General features: G+C 62.3%; 20 protein-coding genes. 9 read left to right on the forward strand and 11 right to left on the reverse strand.

The window, feature by feature from the left end; all coding sequences use genetic code 11:
* Positions 1-3: 3 nt before the first annotated feature.
* The 8 genes from QWY79_RS06325 to fliR all read left to right on the forward strand — a co-directional run bounded on the left by QWY79_RS06325 (position 4) and on the right by fliR (position 5,902).
* On the forward strand, positions 4-1,386 hold the full coding sequence (locus QWY79_RS06325) for a flagellar hook-length control protein FliK (RefSeq protein ID WP_290270997.1): 1,383 nt from the start codon (positions 4-6) through the stop codon (positions 1,384-1,386).
* Positions 1,387-1,532: 146 nt separating this feature from the next.
* Entirely contained in the window at positions 1,533-2,012 is a 480-nt protein-coding gene (gene fliL / locus QWY79_RS06330; protein WP_290270999.1) for a flagellar basal body-associated protein FliL, read from the forward strand.
* Positions 2,013-2,035: 23 nt separating this feature from the next.
* Positions 2,036-3,079: a flagellar motor switch protein FliM gene (gene fliM / locus QWY79_RS06335; protein WP_290271001.1), complete on the forward strand. Its 1,044-nt coding sequence runs from the start codon at positions 2,036-2,038 to the stop codon at positions 3,077-3,079.
* A complete protein-coding gene (gene fliN, locus QWY79_RS06340; protein WP_290271003.1) occupies positions 3,072-3,584 on the forward strand; it encodes a flagellar motor switch protein FliN in 513 nt (170 codons plus the stop codon). Before fliM ends, fliN begins: the two co-directional genes overlap by 8 nt.
* Positions 3,581-4,015, forward strand: a complete 435-nt coding sequence (gene fliO / locus QWY79_RS06345; RefSeq protein WP_290271005.1) for a flagellar biosynthetic protein FliO — start codon at positions 3,581-3,583, stop codon at positions 4,013-4,015. Before fliN ends, fliO begins: the two co-directional genes overlap by 4 nt.
* Positions 4,012-4,794 (forward strand): flagellar type III secretion system pore protein FliP, encoded by a 783-nt coding sequence (fliP, locus tag QWY79_RS06350; protein ID WP_290271006.1) that lies wholly within the window; start codon positions 4,012-4,014, stop codon positions 4,792-4,794. Before fliO ends, fliP begins: the two co-directional genes overlap by 4 nt.
* Positions 4,795-4,816: 22 nt before the next feature.
* Complete coding sequence (gene fliQ, locus QWY79_RS06355) at positions 4,817-5,086, forward strand: flagellar biosynthesis protein FliQ (protein ID WP_290271008.1); 270 nt, start codon at positions 4,817-4,819, stop codon at positions 5,084-5,086.
* Positions 5,087-5,101: 15 nt separating this feature from the next.
* The gene (gene fliR, locus QWY79_RS06360) at positions 5,102-5,902 is read left to right on the forward strand and encodes a flagellar biosynthetic protein FliR (protein ID WP_290271010.1); all 801 of its coding nucleotides are present in this window, start codon (positions 5,102-5,104) and stop codon (positions 5,900-5,902) included.
* 102 nt (positions 5,903-6,004) lie between these two features.
* Here the strand turns inward: fliR and flgL are convergent, their stop codons facing one another.
* The 11 genes from flgL to flgB form a co-directional block, all read right to left on the reverse strand.
* A complete protein-coding gene (gene flgL / locus QWY79_RS06365) occupies positions 6,005-7,222 on the reverse strand; it encodes a flagellar hook-associated protein FlgL (RefSeq protein ID WP_290271013.1) in 1,218 nt (405 codons plus the stop codon).
* A gap of 18 nt (positions 7,223-7,240) precedes the next feature.
* A complete protein-coding gene (flgK, locus tag QWY79_RS06370) occupies positions 7,241-8,908 on the reverse strand; it encodes a flagellar hook-associated protein FlgK (protein ID WP_290271015.1) in 1,668 nt (555 codons plus the stop codon).
* Positions 8,909-9,027: 119 nt separating this feature from the next.
* Entirely contained in the window at positions 9,028-10,011 is a 984-nt protein-coding gene (flgJ, locus tag QWY79_RS06375; protein ID WP_290271016.1) for a flagellar assembly peptidoglycan hydrolase FlgJ, read from the reverse strand.
* On the reverse strand, positions 10,011-11,126 hold the full coding sequence (locus tag QWY79_RS06380) for a flagellar basal body P-ring protein FlgI (protein WP_290271018.1): 1,116 nt from the start codon (positions 11,124-11,126) through the stop codon (positions 10,011-10,013). The genes flgJ and QWY79_RS06380 overlap by 1 nt, the downstream gene beginning before the upstream one ends.
* 25 nt (positions 11,127-11,151) lie before the next feature.
* Positions 11,152-11,841, reverse strand: coding sequence for a flagellar basal body L-ring protein FlgH (locus QWY79_RS06385; protein ID WP_290271019.1), 690 nt, complete (start codon positions 11,839-11,841; stop codon positions 11,152-11,154).
* A gap of 49 nt (positions 11,842-11,890) precedes the next feature.
* Positions 11,891-12,673, reverse strand: a complete 783-nt coding sequence (flgG, locus tag QWY79_RS06390; protein ID WP_290271022.1) for a flagellar basal-body rod protein FlgG — start codon at positions 12,671-12,673, stop codon at positions 11,891-11,893.
* 25 nt (positions 12,674-12,698) lie between these two features.
* Positions 12,699-13,460, reverse strand: a complete 762-nt coding sequence (locus QWY79_RS06395; protein WP_290271024.1) for a flagellar basal body rod protein FlgF — start codon at positions 13,458-13,460, stop codon at positions 12,699-12,701.
* A gap of 17 nt (positions 13,461-13,477) precedes the next feature.
* Complete coding sequence (gene flgE, locus QWY79_RS06400) at positions 13,478-14,746, reverse strand: flagellar hook protein FlgE (protein ID WP_290271025.1); 1,269 nt, start codon at positions 14,744-14,746, stop codon at positions 13,478-13,480.
* 29 nt (positions 14,747-14,775) lie between these two features.
* The gene (flgD, locus tag QWY79_RS06405; protein ID WP_290271027.1) at positions 14,776-15,468 is read right to left on the reverse strand and encodes a flagellar hook assembly protein FlgD; all 693 of its coding nucleotides are present in this window, start codon (positions 15,466-15,468) and stop codon (positions 14,776-14,778) included.
* Positions 15,469-15,472: 4 nt separating this feature from the next.
* Positions 15,473-15,880: a flagellar basal body rod protein FlgC gene (gene flgC, locus QWY79_RS06410; protein WP_290271029.1), complete on the reverse strand. Its 408-nt coding sequence runs from the start codon at positions 15,878-15,880 to the stop codon at positions 15,473-15,475.
* Between the two features lie 15 nt (positions 15,881-15,895).
* Positions 15,896-16,309 (reverse strand): flagellar basal body rod protein FlgB, encoded by a 414-nt coding sequence (flgB, locus tag QWY79_RS06415; RefSeq protein ID WP_290271030.1) that lies wholly within the window; start codon positions 16,307-16,309, stop codon positions 15,896-15,898.
* A 162-nt stretch (positions 16,310-16,471) separates the two neighbouring features.
* Between flgB and flgA the strand changes: the two genes are divergently transcribed.
* A complete protein-coding gene (gene flgA, locus QWY79_RS06420; RefSeq protein WP_290271032.1) occupies positions 16,472-17,167 on the forward strand; it encodes a flagellar basal body P-ring formation chaperone FlgA in 696 nt (231 codons plus the stop codon).
* Positions 17,168-17,187 lie beyond the last annotated feature (20 nt).

The following is a 17,187-nucleotide window of genomic DNA, read 5'->3' on the forward strand; positions in this document are numbered from 1 at the left end:
TTGATGGATACCCTACCGCGACTCATGGGCGCGCTCGGCAAGAATGCCTCGACCGACACCACCGGCGCCGGCACCAAGGCCGCCGCCTCCGAACGAGACGCCTTCGCCGAGGCCATGGCGTCGCTCTCGCCCTCGGGCGGCGGGCTCGAGGCGTCGTCACGGCGGCTGGGCAACGGGCGTGACGGTGCTTCCGATATCGCGGCAACCGGTGCCGCCACGGCCGAGACCGCGACGCTGGTGCAGCACGCGAATGACTGGACGCAACGGATCGACACGGCCACCCCGGAGCCGGGCACCTCCGGGGACTCCGCGCCCTCGCCCGAGCTGGCGGTCGCCATGGAGCGCCTGCAGTTGATCGAACAGGCCGGCACCCAGGCCACGGCACAGGGCTCTCAAGCAGTCGCACAAGGCACCGAGCAAGTGGCCCGGGACACCCAGGCAGTAGTGGCCTCGGGTCAACTGGAGGCGCAGGTACGGCTCCAAGGAAATACCGCCATGCCTCGGGGAGGGCTCGCGCACGACGGCATGTCACGGGTAAATATGCCGCAGCAGGCCATATCGCGGGATGTCATCCAGCAAGCCACCGTTTCCCGCCAGGCCGGAATCCCGCTCGATGCGACCATGACGCGCGAGGCACACCCCGGTGCCGAAGCGCACCGTCCATCCACGGCTTTCAGTGAACTGCCCTCGGCCCGGATGCAGATTCAGGCCCAGGAACTACGGCCGAGCCCGACCGCTCAGGCGGTATCCGCTGCCCTCTCGGTGGCACAACGCGACCCGACGGACACCACAGACTTCGTGCCGACGCGCGGCGATGCTGGCGCGGCTTCGTCGTTGCTCGACATGACCACCTCAGCCTCCATGCCGGCTCAGCATGTCGGTACCGGCGCTCCCGGCCAGGCAACGACCACCCTGGCCACAACTGCCACGCCACCCGCCCAGGCCAGCCTGACCGCCCCAGTAGGCAGTCAGGACTGGACCCGGCAACTGGGGCAACAGCTGCTGCGCTTCAGCCAGGGAAGTGGCGAGCAGCGTATAGAGATGCGCCTGCACCCTGCCGAACTGGGCCCACTCTCGGTCTCCCTGAAGGTGGGCGACCAGGGGGCCCAGGCCCAGTTCCTCTCTACTCACGCGCCGGTTCGCCAAGCTCTGGAGCAGGCCATACCGCAACTGCGCGAGGCCCTTGCGGAGCAGGGCATCACCCTCGGCGAGACCTCGGTGGGCGAGCACCAGCAGAGTAGCGCCGACGACACGGACAGCGGCTTGTCCGGCAGCAGCCCGGGCCTGTCCGGAACCGATGACGAACCGGCCGGCGGCGAACTCGTCACCGACCGGCAAGGGTCCCTGGAGATGTCCCTGGATGGGCGAGTCGACCTCTACGCCTGAGTGTTGGCCAATGACTACGCTCGGGCTGGAGCCCGGGTAAAAACCCAAGATAGGCCCATTCACTAGGCCTGTTCATTTCATCATGGCCGGCCCCGAATCGGCATAATCTCCCCCGAATCGGCGTAAATGTTCATATAGGAGCGGTAATGGCGACATCCGGAGGCGGCTCACGAAAGCTGCTGTGGTTACTGGTGGTCTTGGTCGTCCTGAGCCTGTCGGCCGCCGCCATCGCGTTTTTCATGCTGTTTACCCAGCAGGGCGGCATGGAACAGGCCCGAGCGGAAGAGCCCGCGACCATCGAGCAGCAGGCCCCGATCTTCGTCGAGATCGACCCCTTCACGGTCAACCTCGCAGAGGATGACTATGGGACTCGACTACTCTATGCCGGGATCTCACTCAAGGTGAGCGACACCCGGTCTCGAGAACTACTCGAAACTCATATGCCGCAGGTACGCAGCCGGCTGCTGACCCTGCTCTCGGGCAAGCAGGCACAGGATCTGACATCGGCCAGCGGCAAGAAGCGCCTGACCGACCAGATCATCGCCGCACTCGAGACCCCGATGGCGGAGACACAGCCCGACCTCGCCATCGAGGATGTGCTCTTTACCGAATTCATCGTGCAATAGCGGCAAGGTCGCGGAGTCACCCCATGTCTCAGGACGATCTGCTGTCCCAGGATGAAATCGATGCCCTGCTCAAGGGCGTCAGCGGAGATGATGAACCCCATGGCGATGGCAGCAACACGCCCAAGGTGCGCCCCTTCGATCCCGCCTCGCAGCACCGCATCATCCGTGAACGCCTTCATACACTGGATATCATCAATGAGCGCTTTGCCCGCCATTTCCGCGTGGGCCTGTTCAATCTGATACGGCGCAGCGCCGATATCACCGTGGATTCGGTGCGCTACCAAAGCTACAGCGAGTTTTCACGCAACGTTCCGGTTCCGACCAACATCAACATGATCGCCATGAAGCCGCTTAAGGGCTCGGCGCTCATTGTCTTTCCGCCCAACCTGGTATTCATGGTGGTGGACAACCTGTTCGGTGGCGACGGCCGCTTCCTGACCAAATCGGAGGGACGGGAGTTCACCAACACCGAACAGCGCATCATCCAGCGCATGCTGCGCCTGGCCATCGAGGCGTACAGCGAATCCTGGCGGTCGGTCTATCCGCTCGAAATCAGCTTTCTGCGTTCCGAGATGCAGGCCAAGTTTGCCAACATCACCAACTCGCCCAACGAGATCGTGGTCAATACCAGTTTCAATCTCGAGGTGGGTAACCTGGCCAGCAGCTTCCAGGTGTGCATGCCGTATTCGATGATCGAGCCCTTGCGCGACCTGCTCACCAATCCCTTGAGCGATGGCCACCAGGACCAGGACGGCACCTGGAAACGGCGCATGGCCGGCGAGATTCGTCATTCGGCGGTCGAACTGGTCGCCGACTTCGCCGACCTGCCCTCACGCATCTCCGAGGTCACGAAGCTCGAGGTGGGCGATATTCTGCCCCTGGAACTTCCCGAAACGGTGACCGGCAAGGTGGACGGCGTGCCGGTCATGGAGTGCGAGTACGGCAGCCAGCACGGCCAGCGGGCATTGCGTGTCTTGCGACTGTTCGACCACGCCGCCGATCACGCCCCGTCCGATGCCTTCGTCAAAGCGCCCGAGCCGAAACCCGAGGACCCCCATCATGACTGACCCCAACCAGCCCGATCAGAACGTCGGCGATAAGGACTGGGCCGACGCCATGTCGGAACAGGAAGGCAACAGCACGTCCGAAGATAGCGCGGAGCAGGCGGATCCATGGGCCGAGGCCCTGGCCGAGCAGGAAGCTGCCGAGGGTACCAATGCCACGTCCTCGGACACCTCGCCGGAAACCGCGCGAGCCGCCGGCGACAGCGTTTTTCAGCCGCTGGAGCAGGGCGACAACGCGCCTCTGCCTCGTGATCTCGAAATGATCATGGACATCCCGGTCAAGTTGACCGTGGAGCTCGGCCGTACTCGTCTGACCATCAAGCAGCTGCTCGAGCTGGCCCAGGGTTCAGTGATCGAGCTCGAAGGCCTGGCCGGTGAGCCCATGGACATCCTGATCAATGGCTATCTGATTGCCCAAGGCGAAGTGGTGGTCATCGAGGACAAGTACGGCATCCGCATCACCGAAATCATCACACCATCAGAACGCGTCCAGAAGCTTAACCGATGAGCCAGAACGCCGAAGTCGACGGCACCGTCGCCGATGGCATCGCTCAGGGAAGCGACACCCTTATCGGCATGGCTACCCTGGGCAAGACAGCTGCCGCCCTGGCACTCGTCATCGTCATTATCCTGATCTGCAACCTGTTGCTGCGTCGTCTAGGGGGCAGCGGCAAGGGCCGGGGTCCCCGCCCGACACTCATCGGCGGCATCAATGTGGGCAACCGCGAGCGGGTGGTGATCGTCGAGGTCGATTCCACCTGGCTAGTGCTGGGTGTCGGCGGCGGTCAGGTCAACAAGCTGCATGAGATGCCGACGCCGCCGGACGAGGCCACCTCGACCGCCACAGGCACTGGCAACAGCGGCTTTGCCATGCGCTTTGCACGAGCGCTCCGCCAGCAAACCACGGGACACGATGACGGACCACGGGGGACGTCATGAGTGGCACTCCTTATCGCCCCTGGCGCTTCTCTCTGCTGTTCCTGTTGACACTGTCCCTGCTGACGTTGTGCCTGCTGGCCCTGCCCTCCCCGGCACTGGCTCAGCAGATTCCCGGCATCATCAGCGAGCCCATGGAAGACGGTGGCCAGCAATGGTCGCTGTCGCTGCAGACGCTGTTGCTGCTCAGCTCCATGGCCTTCCTGCCGGCGGCCTTGCTGATGATGACCAGCTTCACTCGCATCATCATCGTACTGAGCCTGCTGCGTACTGCCATGGGTACCCAGGCGACACCGCCCAATCAAATTTTGCTGGGACTGGCTCTGTTCCTGACGTTCTTCATCATGGCGCCGGTCTTCGGCGAGGTGCATGCCCAGGCCTGGGTGCCACTGTCCAACGGCGACATCAACCTGCCCGAATTCCTCAACCAGGCCCAGGGTCCACTGCGGGAGTTCATGATGGCCCAGACCCGGGAGCCAGATCTGGCGTTGTTCGCTCGTCTGGCCGATATCGGCGAACTGCAGGGCCCTGCAGACGTGCCTTTGCGTGTCCTGGTGCCTTCGTTCGTGACCAGCGAGCTGAAGACGGCTTTCCAGATCGGTTTTACCATCTTCATTCCCTTCCTGATCATCGACCTGGTAGTGGCCAGCACACTGATGTCGCTGGGCATGATGATGGTGCCGCCGATCACCATCTCGTTGCCGTTCAAGCTGATGCTGTTCGTGCTGGTCGATGGCTGGCAGCTGTTGATCGGCTCGCTGGCGGAAAGCTTCTATATCTAATGCCCGACCCGAGGAGACACGCATGACGCCCGAGACGGTTATGACCATTGCCTACCAGGGCATGCGCGTCACCTTACTGCTGGCCGGTCCCTTGCTGCTGACGGCACTGCTTACCGGCCTGCTGGTGAGCCTGTTCCAGGCAGCCACCCAGATCAACGAAATGACGCTGTCGTTCATCCCCAAGATCCTGGCGGTCTTCGGCGTGCTGGTGCTGGCCGGTCCTTGGTTACTCAAGCTGATCACCAACTTTACCCGGGAGCTATTCAGCAACATCCCGACGCTCATTTCCTGACAGCGGACGCCCGACATGGTCGAGGTTACCTTCGCCCAACTCCATGGCTGGCTGGTCGCCTTTCTGTGGCCATTCGCCAGGATCACTGGGTTGATGCTCAGCTCGCCCTTGTGGGGGCACTCCGGTGCGCCGCGCCAGGTAAAGATCGCCGCGGCTGGAGCGCTGACGGTAGTGATCGCCCCCATATTGCCACCGATGCCGGACGTGGCGATCGTCTCCTGGGAGGGACTCGGCATCCTGGCGGAGCAACTGCTCATCGGCGCAGCCATGGGCCTGGTCATGCGCGTGACCCTGGCGGTGGTGCAGGCCACCGGCGAGTTCATCGGCCTGCAGATGGGGCTGGCCTTCGCCACCTTCTTCGACCCTTCCAGCGGCACCAACATGATGGTGCTCTCGCGGCTGCTCTACATGATCACGTTGCTGATGTTCCTGGCCTTCGACGTGCATCTGGTGGTGCTCGAGGTCCTTGCCGACAGCTTTCGCACCCTGCCCATCGGCATGGGGCGCTTCGATCCCGCAGCCTTCATGATGCTGGCTCGTTACGGCGGCACCATCTTCTCTTCTGGCATGCTGCTGGCCCTGCCACTGGTGGCTTCGCTGCTCATCATCAACCTTTCGCTTGGCATCCTCAATCGCGCAGCACCGCAGCTCACGGTATTCAATATCGGCTTTCCCGCCTCTCTGACGGTGGGCATTATCCTGTTGATGGTACTGATGACCGACCTCGACCGTTTCCTCGAGCGACTCTTCGATCAGGGAATCGGCGCCCTGCGGGGGCTGCTCGAGATGCTGGCATCCCTACCCCCAGGTGGCTGACTGCATACCGAATGACCTTCAGATGCTCGGCGCCAAGAGCCTGAGCCGGACCAGGGCGACCAAGAACAACCGTGTCACCATGGCTGCGAGAGAACCATTCCCCTAGAGGTACTGGAACAGCGACATCCCCTTCAAGTCCGCAAACGTCTTTTGAGACGCCTGCATGCCGACCTGACGCATGCTGTACTCGGAAATCGCCTCGGCGTAGTCCAGGTCGACAAGATCCGAGAGGGCTTGCTCATGGTTGAGCATGCGGTTGTCGCTCACCGAGTCGACCACGTCGAGCTCGTTGAGTCGCGCACCCATGGAGGCGCGCACGGTCAGGACATTGTCGAGACTGTTGTCGAGCTCGCGCATCGCGGTGTTCAGGGTATTGCGGCGCGCTGACTGTTCCTGAGATGTCTCGGCGGGATTCTCCAGTACGCCGATGGCTTTCTCGAGGGTCTTGAAGAGGTCGGTGTTCATGGTGTCAGCAGGGCCGACCGACAGGCCATCGCCATCCTCGGGGCTGCCCTGCAGCTCCATGCTTAGCCCGCCGAACTGCAGGGGCTCGCCTGACTGATAGGTGACCCCCTGCATGCCCGCCACGGGATCACCGTCAGCACTCACCGAATAGGTCATGGTGCCGCCGTCCTCGGCAAAGCTTATCTCGAAGCGCTTGCCGTAATTATCGGCATCGGCATCGAGGGTTTCCGGTCCCTTGAAGGTAAGGTCGCCGTTATTGCCGGTGCGGGCCTCGGCTACGTAACCGGCGCCGCTCGGCACACTCTGAAAGATTTCCTGGCCGCTGTCGCTGACCTCCATCAAGCGTGAGGCGTCGATGCGCTGTTGCCGAACCTCGGTACTGCCGACGTATTCAATATTGCCGTTGCCGTTATCGACGAAGGGCTTGCTGCCGTCTTCATAGCCACCGAACAGGTAGCGACCATTGCCGTCGGTGGCATTGGCCTGCCCGGCCAGGGTTTCGTAGACTCCACGCAGCTCACTAGCCACGGATTCGCGGTCGGCGTCACTCAGGGTGTCGCTGGAGGCCTGGACCAGCAGTGTCTTGGCGCTGGTCACGGCATCACTGACGCTATTGAGCACACTCTCGCTCTGGGAGAGCGTGTTGCGCGCACTGACTCGCGAGTCGGTGTACTGTTCGGTGACGGCCATGGACTGGTCGACTCCGACCGCCCGCGAGGCAGCCTGGGGGTCATCGGAAGGATTGACCACCCGACGTCCACTGGCGATCTGCTGACTGACATCGAGAAAACCACTCTGCTGCTGATTCAGGGAGGTGACGCTCTGCTCGAACATGGTGACGGTGCTGATACGCATATGAGATGACTCCCGTAATCAGGCGCGCAGGCCGAGAATGGTATCGATCATCGTCTTTCCGGCTTCGATGACCTTGGCATTGGCCTGATAATACTGCTGGTAGCGGATCAGGTTGGCGGCCTCCTCGTCCAGGTTGACGCCGGACTCGGATTGCTGGGTGGCTTCCAGCTGTTCGGTGAGCCCCTGGCGGGCCTCCAGGTTGACCTGGACGACATTGGTCCGATTGCCGACATCACTGACCATGGCGCCATAGGCCCCACTGAGCGAGGCCGAACCGCCAACCACGCTGGCGTCCTGCAGGTCCTGCATGGCCAGGGCATTCTCGTTGTTGCCGGTGCCTCCCGAGGCACTCGCCGCAGCGATCCGGTCCAGATCACCGATCGCCGTCTCGAGGCTACCTGCCGCGTTGCGCACCGGCTGGACCTCGAAGCTATCATTCTCGGCCAGCTTGCCGGCATCATCGAAGGTCAGCGTCACCCCGCCGAAGCTCAGAGTGGCATCGCTGCCGTCATTATTGGGGTCGTTGAAGGTCAGCTCATCGGCGCCCAGTACCTCGCCGGTGTCACGCTGCCTGACTTCGAAGCCGGGCGGGTCACTCTCGCTGTCGGTGACCTTGACGGTGTAATCGCTGGCACGCAGGCGGTCGATGTTCTCAGTGTCGAAGCTGGCATCGGTGATTTCGGCCCCGCCCGGGTTATCGACGGCCGCATAGGTGCGCGGCTGCCCGATCTCGAAGAAGTCACCGCCGGCTTCGCCATCCAGGTCGACACCTTCGGCATGCTGCTCGTTGAATGCCGTCGCCAGCGAAACGGCCATCTGGCCAATCTGATTCTGGGTCTTGTCGAGAGTCTCGGAGCGGAAGCTCATCAGCCCCCCCAGGTTACCACCGGTCACGGCGTCCTCTTCCATGGGCACGACATCACCGCCCGAATTGCGATAGCCCAGCACGGTGCGCTGCGGGTCATCGGGTGAGTCGATGGCCTGCAGCTCGAATGACTGGCTCCCGGCCACCAGAGGCTGGCCATTGGGCAGACTGACGTTATAGGCCTTGCCGTCCTGGACATCGAGTCGCACGCCCAGCCGCTCGTTGAGCTCATGAACCAGCTGGTCACGCTGGTTGAGCAGGCCATTGGCGGCCTCGCCATCGCGTGCTCTGGCCAGGGAAATGTCGCGATTGACCCCAGCCAGTTGCTCGGTGGTGTTGTTGATCTGGGTGACCTCGTCACGGATCTGCCCGTTGACGCCCTCCTGCATGTCGCGCAGGTAACCGTCGAAGGATCGGAACTGGGCGCTCAGAGTATCCGCGCTGCCCAGCACACCCTGACGGGCGGCAGGATCGGCGGGGGAACTGGCCAGATCTTCCATCGAGGAGAAAAACCCCTGCATCAGAGGCGCCAGCCCCACCTCACGATCGGCCAGCAGGCTGTCGATCTGCTCCACCTGGTTGCGATAGGTGTCCAGCGCACTGGACTCGCTGGTCGCCCCATTGAGCTGGTCGGCGACAAAACGGTCGAACTGGCGCTGAATGTCGTTGACCTGTACCCCGCCCCCGGTGGATCTCTCGCCAAGGATCGCCTCTTCACGGTTGTAGCCCGGCGTGAAGACGTTGCTGATGTTGTTGCTGGTGGTGCTCAGGGCATTCTGCGCGGCGTTGAGCCCACTGAGTCCGGTGGAAAAGATGCTCATGTCGGAGATTCCTTGTGCCGATGATCTTCTTATCGGCCGATGGACGTCCGGCTTGAGGCCTGTCTCAGCAAAAACGCCGGCTCGTCGTGGAAGTCAGGCTCGGTTTGAACGTTGGACGATCAGCGTTGTGCCAGACGCGAGCCCCCCACGGGGCCCAGCGTATCCATCACCGCGACCAGCTTGTCAGCATAGGCCGGGTCGGTGGCGTAGCCGCCGCGCTGCAGGGCGTGGGCTGCCTGGTCGGCCGTGGCCGCCTTGGTAACCCCGGCATAGCGCGGGTTGTCGCCGATCAATCGGGCATAGTCAGTGAACGCCGCCTCGAAGGAATCGTAGACACGGAAGCGGTCACGCACCGCCTGGCGTTCGCCGTTGATAACTTCATGGGTCGCGACCTCGGAGGTCTCACCCTCCCAGCTCTCCCCGGCCTTGATGCCGAAGAGGTTATGACTGTTGCCGCCGTCATGCGTGGCGATCTCATGCCGACCCCAGCCGGTTTCTAGGGCGGCCTGGGCGAGAATGAGTTCGGCCGGCACCCCGGAGGCCTCACTGGCCGCCTGTGCCGGTGCCGCCAGTCGACCGACGAAATCACGCACATGGGCGGGGCGATCATCGGCGACGTCAGGTGTACTGTCATCGGCGGAGACGGCCTTGACTTCATCGAGGAAGTTCTCAGGCATGCTGGCCTCAGGTTCGTCTTTCGGCACCAGCGCATCTTCCAGAGGTCGCGGCGTGCCGCGTGGAATACCGGCAATCAGTGCTTCGATGTCCTCGTCCTTGCGCGAACGAGCGTTGTCGAGCCGGTCTCCTAACTGGGCAAATAGCTGCTCGGCCAGCCCGGTGCCGCGTTCGGCGATATGCTGGGACAGCTGCTTGTCCAGCATGGAGGTATAGAAGTCGGTGTTCCGGTCATCGAGCAACCCCGAGCTCGGCACGGTATCGCGCATGCTCTTCATCATCATCTGCACGAACATCGCCTCGAACTTCCTGGCCGCACTTTCCAGGCCTTCTTCCGGGGCACGACGGGCAGTATGCTTGAGTCGCTCCAGCCCCTGCACATCCATGGCGAGATGTTCGCCGACGCCTTTTCCGCCACCCAAGCTCATCAGATGATCTCCAGTTCAGCGCGCAACGACCCCGACGCTTTCAAGGCCTCGAGGATCGACATCAAGTCATTGGGCGTGGCACCCAGGGAATTGAGGGCATCCACCACATCGAGCAGATTGGCACCTTCCACGACCTTGAGGGTGCCAGGCTGCTGCTCGATGCTCACCTCGCTATCCTGCACCACCACAGTATCGCCCTCGGTGAAGGGATTCGGCTGACTTACTCCCACCTCACTGTCGATAACGATCGACAGATTGCCATGAGCCACCGCAGCCTGATGCAGGGTAACGGCACCATTGAGCACGATGGCGCCGGTACGCGAGTTGAGTACCACCTTGGCCGGCGCTTGGGTAGGAGTAACCTCGAGATTCTCGACTCGAGCCATGAAGTTGACTCGCGCATTGGCGTCACCAGGCCCGTCCAGGGAAATGACCCGGCCATTCTGCGCCGACGCCACAGAGTAGCCGAACGATCGGTTGATGGCCTCGACCACTCTCTGGGCCGTACCGAAATCGCTCTGGTCAAGCTGAAGCTCCAGACGGCCACCGTTGCTGCCCAATGCCAGCGGCACTTCCTTCTCCACCGTGGCGCCATTAGCAATGCGCCCGCCGGCCTGCTGGTTGATCTGCACGCTCGAACCACCAGCGGAGGCGCTGGCACCGCCGACCAGGAGGTTGCCCTGGGCGATGGCATAGGTATCGCCATCAGCCCCCTTGAGTGGCGTCATCAACAAGGTGCCGCCACGCAGGCTGTCGGCGTTGCCCACCGAGGAAACCACCACGTCGAGCCGCTGCCCCTGCCGCGCGAAGGCTGGCAGGTCGGCAGTTACCATCACAGCGGCCACATTACGTAACTGCATATTGGTTCCGGCCGGCACAGTGATGCCCAGTTGCGAGAGCATGTTGGTCAGGCTCTGTCCGGTAAACGGGGCCTGCATGGTCCGGTCGCCGCTGCCATCCAAACCGACTACCAGCCCATAGCCCACCAGGGCGTTGTCGCGTACGCCAGCGAAACTGGCGATCTCGCGAATGCGCTCCGCCTGGGCCGGTAGAGCGATCAGGCAGGCGAGCACCAGAACCACCAGCCGGCGCCAGCCTAAGTACGTCTTGTGCATGCTACCGAAGCTCATCCTGCCACCACTAGAAAGGCGAAATATTGAGAAAGAAGCGCTGCAACCAGCCCATGTGCTGCGCCTCGTTGATGTAGCCATCGCCGACATACTCGATACGGGCATCGGCCACTGAAGTGGACGGCACGGTATTTTTACCGGTGATCGAGCGCGGATTGACCACACCGCCGAAGCGAATGAACTCGGTGCCCTGGTTGATCGCTATCTGCTTTTCGCCTCGGACCCGCAGGTTACCGTTGGCCATCACCTCGATGACCGTCACCGTGATGGTTCCGGTGAAGGAATTGGTCGCCTCGGCACCACCGCCACCCTCGAAGTCACTCTGGCCCTCGATGTCGAAGCCATACTCGGCCAGGGTCTCGAGTGCATCCGGCACCTGGTCGAGGGTCAGGCTGGAGGAGCCGTTGCGGTCGGCGTTGGAACGGGCGTTCTTGCTGGCACTGACTTCTTCGTCCAGGACAATGGTCAGGACATCACCGACCTGGCGTGGGCGACGGTCCTCGAATAGCGGTTGATGTCCTTGGTGGGCCTGGTAGATGGAGCCATTGGGTACCGGCTGCTGGCGATCGGGAATATCGACTTTTTCCTGCTCACCGACCACCGAAGCCCTCGGAATCTGGGCACAGCCGCCCAGCAGCAACGCCACCAACAGCGCCGCGCCCAGGAGCCGACATCCGGAACCCGCCTTCGTCCCCTTCATGTTCGCGCCTCCCTGCCATCGTGCCGCCTGGTCATGGTGTCGTTCTCCATCACAGCTGGGTGAGACGCGCCAGCATTTCGTCGCTGGTCTGCACTGCCTTGCTGTTGATCTCGTAGGCTCGCTGGGTCTGGATCATGCCGACCATTTCCTCGACCACGTTGACATTGGAGGTTTCGACATAGCCCTGGGAGAGGCGGCCCGCGCCATTCATGCCAGGGATGCCTTCATTGCGCGGACCCGAAGCGGTGGTCTCACGGTATAGGTTGCCGCCGATGCTCTCGAGACCAGTGGGATTGACGAAGCTGGACACAGTGATCTGGCCGACCTCATTGGATTCGCTGCTCCCCGGCTCGGTAACGGAGACGATGCCATCCTCGCCGATGCTGACCGACAGGGCGTTCGGGGGAATCATGATGGCTGGCTCCAGCGGATAGCCATTGGCGGTGACCATCTGGCCATTCTCATCCAGTTGAAAACTGCCGTCGCGGGTATAGGCTGTGGTGCCATCCGGCATGCGGACCTGAAAGAAGCCCTTGCCGTTGATGGCCAAATCACGGGAGTTCTCGGTGTTCTCGAGCCCGCCCTGGGTATGCAGCCGTTCGGTGGCCACCGGGCGCACCCCGGTGCCGACCTGCATGCCGGAAGGCAGTCGGTTCTGCACATCGTTCTGGGCCCCCGGCTGGCGCAGGTTCTGGTAGAGCAGGTCTTCGAATACCGCTCTCGAGCGCTTGAAGCCATTGGTATTGACGTTGGCCAGGTTGTTGGAAATGACGTCCAGCTTGACCTGCTGGGATTCCAGACCGGTCTTGGCTGTCCACAATGAGTTGATCATCTCGGGTCCTCGTGATCCTGTCGCGTCAGCCCTGCAGGGCGAGCAGACTATTGGCGCGTTGGGCGTTCTCGTCGGCGGTTTCGATGGCCTTGGTCTGCAGCTCATAGCGGCGAGCCACGTCGATCATCGACACCATGGCGTCCACGGCACTGACATTGCTGCCCTCAAGGGAGCCGCTCACCAGGCGGGCGTCCTCGTCGGCGGGCAGCGCCGCGACTGCCCCGCCCTCTCCGGGCGGCGCCCGGAAGAGGCCATCGACGCCCCGCGTCAGCCCATCATCACCGGGCGTGACCAGTTTGAGGCGTCCCACCGCCGTCAGAGCATCCGACTCCTGCCCCGGGGCGATGGCACTGATCGTGCCGTCACTGCCCATGGAGAGCTCCGAGCCGAGAGGCACCTGGATCGGGCCGTCGTTCTCGCCAATCACAGGGCGACCGGCACTACGCAGCAAGCCGTCGCCATCCACCTGTAGATCGCCGCGCCGCGTGTATGCCTCGCTGCCGTCTGATGCCTGGACGGCCAGCCAGGCATCCTCTTGCATGGCAACATCCAGGGAACGTCCGGTACGGTTCAATGGTCCCGGTGAAAAATCCGAACCCGGCGTGGAAGCCGCCACCGAGACACGGGTGTCCAGTTCGCCATCACCCTGGACCGGTACCGCACGCATGGCGTGCAGCTGGGCGCGAAAGCCGGTGGTGGAGACATTCGACAGGTTGTGGCTGACCACGCCCTGCTGCTCCATGCTTTGCCGGGCCCCGCTCATGGCGGTGTAGAGCATGCGATCCATGTGTCACTCCGGCGCGATCAGCGCAGGTTGATGGCAGTCTGCAGGACTTCATCCTGGGTCTTGATGGTCTGGGAGTTAGCCTGATAAGAGCGCTGGGTGACGATCATGTCCACCAGCTCCTGGGCCATGTCCACGTTGGAGCTTTCCACAGCACCGGACTGGATACCCCCCAACTGACCGGTGCCTGGCGCGCCGACCAGTTCCTGGCCGGAAGCCGCGGTGGCTGTCCAGGCGTTGTCGCCCGCCGGATCAAGGCCTTCGGGATTACGGAAGCTGGCCATCGCGATCTGACCGGCCGGACGCGACTGCTCGTTGGAGTAGTTGCGCATGATAGTGCCGTCGTCTTCGATACTGGTACCCACAAGGGAACCGGAGGTATAGCCGTTCTGGGTCAGATCACTGGAACGGGAGGTGTTGCCGAACTGGGTGGAGCCGGTGATATTGAGGCTGAAGGCCAGATCGGCAGGCTCATCACCCAGCGGGGTTGTAGTGTCGCTTGCCACGCTGATGGCCGGCATATTGGCCGGGTCATTGGCATCGTTACCATTGATGGTGTCTAGTTGCCCGCTATTGTCGAAATTGAGGGTGAAGTCGTTGTCCGCGCTGTAATGGCCGTCCATCGTCACCCGTCCGGTCCAGCTGTTGGCCCCGGACTTCTCGTAGTAGACGGTGGCGTTGCGCGGATTACCCAGAGAGTCGTAGGAAGTGAAGTTGTTGGCGTAGTGGTAGTTCAGGGTCTGCTGGTTATTGGCCGGGTCCGACACGTCAGTCGTCACGTCGACCTGGTCGAGCTCCTCGTCGGGCACTTCACGGGAATCCAGGTTGAGCGTGGTGGAAACATCCGTGGTGGCACTGGCCGCCATTTCCTCGGCCGAGACCTGCAGCACCTCGGGCTGGCCACCGGTCTGCACCTGGCCGTCGGCATTGACGCCGAAGCCCATCAAGCGCGCACCCTGGGCATTCTGCAGGTATCCATCGGCGGTCATGGAGAGCTGGCCGTTGCGCGAGTAGACGACCTCGCCGTTCTGCTGCATGCGCAGAAAGCCTTCGCCGCTAATACCCAGATCCAGATCACGGCCGGTGGATTCCAGGTTACCTTCGCCGAAGTCCTGCAGCACTCGGGAAACCTTGGTACCCAGCCCGACCTTGGAGTTGGCATAGACATCCGAGAACAGGGTATCGCTGCCCTTGAAGCCCACAGTCTGGGAATTGGCGATGTTGTTGCCCAGCACGTCCAGGCTGGATGAGGCCGCGTTGAGGCCGCTGAGTGCTTGTGAAAAGCCCATGTGTCGTTCCCCTTGTCGCTCGGTTGTCGTTACAGGATCTGCTTGATATCGGACAGGCCGACCCGGCCGTAGACGGCCCCCAGGTCGAGTTGGATGTCACCGCTTTCGCCGGCCGGCGTGACGCTGTTGACCTGGGCGTAATTAAGGGTCTCGACCGGGACCGACTCCCCTTCCTGGGTGGCCTCGACCGCGACCTTGTAAGCCCCATCGACTGCGGCTTCGCCATCGCTGGTCTTGCCGTTCCAGCTGAAGGAATCAATGCCACTATCCACTGCGCCCACGTCATAGCGATTGATGACCTGGCCATCTCCATTGGTAATGGTAACGGTGACGTTGTCGGCGGGGCTCTGCAGCTCGACACCGAAGGGCGTGGTGTTCACCTCGCCTTCTTCGCCCTGGCTCAGCAGGACGCGGTCACCCGGCACCAGTACGCCCTTGCCGATAAGACCTGACGCCTGCAGAGACTGACCGGCATCGATTTGCCCATTGATCTCGGAAAGAGAGTCATTGAGTTTCTCGATCCCGCTCACAGTATTGACCTGGGCCAATTGAGAGGTGGTCTGGTGATTGTCCATCGGGTTGAGCGGGTCCTGGTTCTGCAACTGCGTCACCAGCAGGGTCATGAAGTTTTCGCGCAGAGCACCGGACTGGCTGGCGTTCAAACCCGCCGAACCGCCGCTGTTCAGGGTGTTCATCACGCCAGAATCAATCGTATTGGCCATGCCGTCAGCCCTCGCCCATGGTCAGTGTCTTGAGCAGCAGTTGCTTGTTGGTGTCCATGACCTCGACGTTGGCCTGGTAGGAACGCGATGCCGAGATCATGTTGACCATCTCCGCCGCCGGGTCGACGTTGGGCATATCCACATAGCCCTGATCATCGGCCAGGGGATGCTCGGGGCGATATTCGCTGCGCATCGGGGAAGAGTCCTCGACCACTTCCCTGACACTGACGCCACCGAGCCCTGCGTTCGACCGGGCACGTGTCTCGAACAGCACTTGCTTGGCGCGGTACGCCTCACCGTCAGGTCCTGCCACGCTATCGGCATTGGCCAGGTTGCTGGCAGTCACGTTCATGCGTTGCGACTGGGCGCTCATGGCCGAGCCGGAAATATCAAATACGGAAAACATCGACATGATGGCTGCTCCTAGTCATTCGGGCTGCATGGCCGATTTCAGGCCCTGGATCCGGCGTCCGATAAAGGTCAGCGCTGCCTGATAGCGCACGGAGTTATCGGCAAACTGAGCACGCTCGCGATCCATATCCACGGTATTGCCATCCAGGCTTGGTTGGTCGGGCACGCGATAGAGCAGATCCCCGCGGGGCAGAGCGGGTGCCTGCCCGGCCAGGTGCCGTGACGCTGTCTGCTCCAGAGCAAGTCCCTCGCCACCTCCCCCAGCCTTTTGCACGGCACGCTCCAGTGCACTGGTAAAGTCCATGTCGCGGGCCTTGTAGCCCGGTGTGTCGGCGTTGGCGATATTGCTTGCCAGGACCTGCTGGCGCTCATGACGGAGCGACAAGGCCTGTTGATGGAAGTTGAAGGCGGCATCGAGCTGATCGATCATCCGGCACCCTCCGGCAAAAAGGATTCGTCGACGTTGGAGGATAGCGACTCCCTTGTCCTTCCAAAGGCGTGAACAACCGACATTACCTAGGCCATTTCCACGATTCCCTCGGCGCGACGGGCGCTAGACTCGACGACCAGGCTCACCAATCCCGATAACAAGATGACTCGAACAACGCTGGCGACAACGCACCTGATCTTCGTCCTGGTGGTAGCAAGCCTCGCCACTCTCCAGGCCCAAGCCGCCGATGAGGCGATGCTGGACAATGTGCGACAGTTCCTCGAGGTCCAGGCCAACTCCTTGGGGGATGACACCGAAGTGACGCTATATCCTCCTGCGGCAAAATTTCCGGCCTGTCCCTCGCCGAAACCATTCTTGCCCAATGCTTCCCGGCCGCCGCTCGGCCGCATCTCGGTGGGCGTCAAGTGCGGCGAGCAGGGAAGACGCACCCGCTTCCTGCAAGCCGAGGTTTCGGTGATCGGCACGCACCTCGAGACCGCCCGGGACATTGCCGCCGGCGAAACAATCACCCATGACAATGTGGTATTTCGTCATGGCGACCTGGCTCGCCTGCCGCGCCAAGCCCTGCGAGAGTCCGAACAGGCCATCGGGCGCGTCACCATGCGGCCTCTTTCAGAAGGGCAGGTACTGCAGGACTATCAACTTCGCACGCCACGACTGGTCAACCGTGGCGAGAAAGTCACTCTCGAAGCCCGCGGCGACGGTTTTCGCATCACCCGGTCCGCCGAAGCACTGGCACCAGGCGGACGTGGCGACAAGATTCGCGTGCGTCTCGGCAACCGCGAGGTCATTGATGCCCAGGTGATCGGCAAGCGCCACCTGATCGTGGACAACTGATGCCGTCGTGCCCACACTGT

The organism is Halomonas sabkhae, assembly GCF_030409265.1.
GTDB lineage: Bacteria > Pseudomonadota > Gammaproteobacteria > Pseudomonadales > Halomonadaceae > Halomonas > Halomonas halmophila.

Coding starts and splice junctions, on each gene's coding strand:
- QWY79_RS06325 (WP_290270997.1), top strand. CDS start 4: ATGGATACCCTACCGCGACTCATGGGCGCGCTCGGCAAGAATGCCTCG.
- fliN (WP_290271003.1), top strand. CDS start 3,072: ATGACTGACCCCAACCAGCCCGATCAGAACGTCGGCGATAAGGACTGG.
- fliQ (WP_290271008.1), top strand. CDS start 4,817: ATGACGCCCGAGACGGTTATGACCATTGCCTACCAGGGCATGCGCGTC.
- flgE (WP_290271025.1), bottom strand. CDS start 14,746: ATGGGCTTTTCACAAGCACTCAGCGGCCTCAACGCGGCCTCATCCAGC.
- fliL (WP_290270999.1), top strand. CDS start 1,533: ATGGCGACATCCGGAGGCGGCTCACGAAAGCTGCTGTGGTTACTGGTG.
- flgK (WP_290271015.1), bottom strand. CDS start 8,908: ATGAGCATCTTTTCCACCGGACTCAGTGGGCTCAACGCCGCGCAGAAT.
- fliP (WP_290271006.1), top strand. CDS start 4,012: ATGAGTGGCACTCCTTATCGCCCCTGGCGCTTCTCTCTGCTGTTCCTG.
- QWY79_RS06395 (WP_290271024.1), bottom strand. CDS start 13,460: ATGGATCGCATGCTCTACACCGCCATGAGCGGGGCCCGGCAAAGCATG.
- flgB (WP_290271030.1), bottom strand. CDS start 16,309: ATGATCGATCAGCTCGATGCCGCCTTCAACTTCCATCAACAGGCCTTG.
- flgD (WP_290271027.1), bottom strand. CDS start 15,468: ATGGCCAATACGATTGATTCTGGCGTGATGAACACCCTGAACAGCGGC.
- QWY79_RS06385 (WP_290271019.1), bottom strand. CDS start 11,841: ATGAAGGGGACGAAGGCGGGTTCCGGATGTCGGCTCCTGGGCGCGGCG.
- flgA (WP_290271032.1), top strand. CDS start 16,472: ATGACTCGAACAACGCTGGCGACAACGCACCTGATCTTCGTCCTGGTG.
- fliR (WP_290271010.1), top strand. CDS start 5,102: ATGGTCGAGGTTACCTTCGCCCAACTCCATGGCTGGCTGGTCGCCTTT.
- flgL (WP_290271013.1), bottom strand. CDS start 7,222: ATGCGTATCAGCACCGTCACCATGTTCGAGCAGAGCGTCACCTCCCTG.
- QWY79_RS06380 (WP_290271018.1), bottom strand. CDS start 11,126: ATGCACAAGACGTACTTAGGCTGGCGCCGGCTGGTGGTTCTGGTGCTC.
- flgJ (WP_290271016.1), bottom strand. CDS start 10,011: ATGAGCTTGGGTGGCGGAAAAGGCGTCGGCGAACATCTCGCCATGGAT.
- flgC (WP_290271029.1), bottom strand. CDS start 15,880: ATGTCGATGTTTTCCGTATTTGATATTTCCGGCTCGGCCATGAGCGCC.
- fliO (WP_290271005.1), top strand. CDS start 3,581: ATGAGCCAGAACGCCGAAGTCGACGGCACCGTCGCCGATGGCATCGCT.
- flgG (WP_290271022.1), bottom strand. CDS start 12,673: ATGATCAACTCATTGTGGACAGCCAAGACCGGTCTGGAATCCCAGCAG.
- fliM (WP_290271001.1), top strand. CDS start 2,036: ATGTCTCAGGACGATCTGCTGTCCCAGGATGAAATCGATGCCCTGCTC.